Annotated in this window: 2 protein-coding genes; one reads left to right on the top strand and one right to left on the bottom strand. The window is 45.7% G+C overall.

Annotated features, from left to right (window positions below; all coding sequences use genetic code 11):
- Nucleotides 1–1,965: glycosyltransferase family 2 protein (locus VN429_RS08550; RefSeq protein ID WP_325632139.1), on the top strand; the 1,965-nt coding region annotated here is incomplete at its 5' end.
- A gap of 24 nt (nucleotides 1,966–1,989) precedes the next feature.
- Here VN429_RS08550 and VN429_RS08545 read toward each other — a convergent pair.
- Nucleotides 1,990–3,516: tetratricopeptide repeat protein (locus VN429_RS08545; RefSeq protein ID WP_325632137.1), on the bottom strand; the 1,527-nt coding region annotated here is incomplete at its 5' end.

Genomic DNA, 3,516 nt, shown 5'->3' with positions numbered 1-3,516 from the left:
TTTCTTATCTTTACTATCATAAATATCACCTATTTCCTGATGAACCCGGTGAAGTTTTATATCTCACTTCAGGGTCTTTCAGGAACTAAACGGGTTATCTTCATCACAAATGATGATATCAAAGCAATTCGCGACGAGGACCTTCCGATATACACAATTCTGGTCCCACTCTTTCATGAAAAAGAGATGCTTCCTCATATTCTCAGTAACATCGCAAAGATGGACTATCCACGGGAAAAACTGGATGTAAAGATCCTAATGGAAGAGGTGGATGAGGAGACAATAGGTAAAGCCAGAAAACTTGGACTGTTCGGAAACATCGAGGAGATTATCTCCCCCATGACCGAGAATGAATACCGAAGATTCCTCAGTATCTTCCATCCGGTAATTATCCCGAATGCTGAACTGAAGACCAAACCACGTGCCTGCAATTACGGTCTGAAACGAGCACGTGGTGAATTTGTGGTTATATATGATGCTGAAGATCTACCAGACCACGATCAGCTCAAAAAGACAGTTCTAGCTTTCCACCGGCTCGGTCCTGAGTATGCCTGTATTCAGTGTCTCCTCAACTTTTACAACCCACGCAAGAATATTCTGACACGCTGGTTTTCTATCGAGTACTCATATTATTACGACTATTACATCCAGGGTCTTGACAAGATCGGTGCACCGATTCCACTAGGTGGAACGAGCAACCATTTCAGGATACGAACGCTCAGGGAACTAGGGGCATGGGATCCATTCAATGTCACCGAAGACGCCGATCTCGGGATGCGGATAGCCAGGAAAAAGTACAAGACAGGGGTACTGAACTCACACACCTATGAAGAAGCAGTCACCAGCATCCGTTCGTGGATCAAACAGAGATCACGGTGGGTCAAAGGGTTTGTTATTACCTGGTTTGTAACGATGCGTCACCCGGTAAAGGTATACCAGGATATCGGGCTGAAAAATTTTCTCATTTTCCAGACGGGATTCGGTGGCAACTTCTACCTGCCCCTCATGAACCTTTTCTTATGGGGAGTTTTTGTTGCAGGTTTTATCATACCTGAGTATTTCTCACATTGGTTTGACTTTTGGCCGTTTGCAGCAATAGCTGTCTTTAACCTGATCATCGGCAATCTCTTCTTCCTGGTGATGATGCTTCTGGCCACCTGGAAGGAGAAACAGAAAGACCTTCTTATCTACTCGTTGTTCTCTCCGATTTATTGGATATTCATGAGTATCGGGGCATGGAAAGGATTGATCCAGTTGGCATCAGGAAAGGCATACAAATGGGAAAAGACTGCTCATGGAACCTCTATCCTTACCGAGGAGAAGATAAGACAGGAGCCTGAAAACCTTGCCCGTCAGGTACGCTGGATCGATGTGAAAGAACCGGAGGTCAGAAACGGCAAGACCCTCATGACAGTTCCCCAGTTAGCGTTCTCCATTGGGTTTACAATCTGTCTAGTTCTTTTTGCCCTGATCATTGTAGATATTGTTCCCTTTGCACCGATATCTGACCACGTAAAAATAACCACCGTGCCAGGGCTTTCACAGGCCTTAAGCCCTTTGAATCAGATAAAGGCTGGAGAAGATCCCCAAATTTTGAATTATGAAGCGATTCCAAACCCAAATGAGGTGGCACCCCTTGTCACACTTGTACCATCTGGTAAACCTGGAGTTATGCTACGACAGAAACAGGAGATCAGAAGCGACCAGGAACCAGGCTTGACTCTGGTTTATGATCCTGATACTAATTTGATCCAGATACGAGCTGAGGGGACTGATCCCAGCACATCAGATACCACACATGCGTACGAAGTAAAGATTACTTCAGCTGAAGGAGTCTCATCATTCAGGATTGACTCGACTCCCGCTGTCCTTACCATTCCCGGCGGAAAAACACCTGCAGAGATACAGATCAACCGTACCTATGAGTCAGGAGCCAGGGTTCCTGTCCTCCAGGGTACAGTTTGAACTATTTTTCGGGAAAAAGAGTGATCACCTACAACTGTTGCAGGTAACATTACACCCTGCCGGTGAAATGACAGGATGGCTGAGATTATAGAGATATATTGCCTCATCAGGATACCCTGCCTCTGCAGAGGCAGCTGCTTTCCACTGTTTGAAGTCTGAATTTGACGGATCAAATGCCAGTGCCCTGGTGAAATAATCCCGTGCTTTCTGGAACTCACCCAGGTTATAGTAACTCTGTCCTCCAAAGAACCAGGCCCACTGATTGCAGGAGTACCTATTCAGCGACTGATCAAAGTTTTTTGCCGCAAGCAGATATCTGCTTTGATTTAGTGAGCAGACACCTTTTACATAGTATCCCCACGAGATTGATGGATCGAGTTGAACAGCCTTGGACAGATAGGGAGAAGCAAACTGACATTGACCAAGTCTCTGAAGGATGTCTCCCCGGTAGTAGTAAGCCCACGCATTGCCAGGATCAAGTAGGATAACCTTGTCAAATGAACAGAGTGCGTCCTGATACCACCCTAGTTCATAAAGAGACATCCCACGGTAGTACCATGCCTGTGCTGACAGAGGATCAAGCAGAACTGCCTGATCAAGATGCCTTGATGCATCACTATATGCCCCGCTATGATAGGATATCATACCAAGATTCAGCCAGGCGGTCGCATTCGTAGAATTTTGTTTCACATTATAACCCTGGATTTTCAGGTTCCAGGTTTCAGGTGCCAGTTGCTCCTGTATTTTGAGATACTGATTCCGGTAGGTCTGGTTGGTGGCTTCTCTTTCAAGTGCTTTGTTTACTGCGGTAAGAGCATTCTTGTTATCGCCCAGGTTCATCAGACTCACACTCATCTCATAGTAACTCCCGGTCCGACATGGATCAAGCCTGATACTCTCGTTTAACTGGAGATATGCCTCCTGGTATCTTCCCTCCTGATTTAGAGCACGACCATACGTATATCTTGTCCACCCATTTGAGGGATCGAGTGTGACTGACCGATTAAAGGCGTTGAGTGCATCCCCTGATCTGCCGATTCCTTGGTATGCCCTTCCCATCTCGAACCAGGCTCCTGCATTGACAGGATCTAGATCTGTTACATTTGAGAGATAGGAGAGAGCGTCGGAAAACTTCCCCATTTCAACCAGTGAACTCCCTGCAAAGTAATATGCGTTAGCATTTGTCTCATTATGACGGATTGCTTGCAGGAAGAGCGCTAGTGCCTGGGGATATTGACCCTGATCATAGAGAAGCCGGCCTTTATTAAAATGTGACCATGTATTGTTCGGATCAAGGATTACATCATGTTCTGTGCCAAGGTAGGTTAGTGGCGGTGTTTCATTGACCATGGGAGAACTTGAAGACTGATTAAACCCAGTCATTTCAGTTTTCAAAATGGTATCAACTGATGCTGTCCCTGCAGTTCCAGGTTTTGAGACCTGGGCTCCGGATATCATGCTTTGCTCTTGTAACTGGGTGGATACACATCCGGATAATAGAATCAAAAAGAATATCAGAAGGATCAGAATGGTTTTACGCATACTGGAAGT

Source organism: Methanospirillum sp., from assembly GCF_035560735.1.
Classification (GTDB): Archaea; Halobacteriota; Methanomicrobia; order Methanomicrobiales; family Methanospirillaceae; genus Methanospirillum.
Note: the sequence above shows the minus strand (reverse complement) of the source record. Positions and strands in the feature narration are given on the sequence as shown.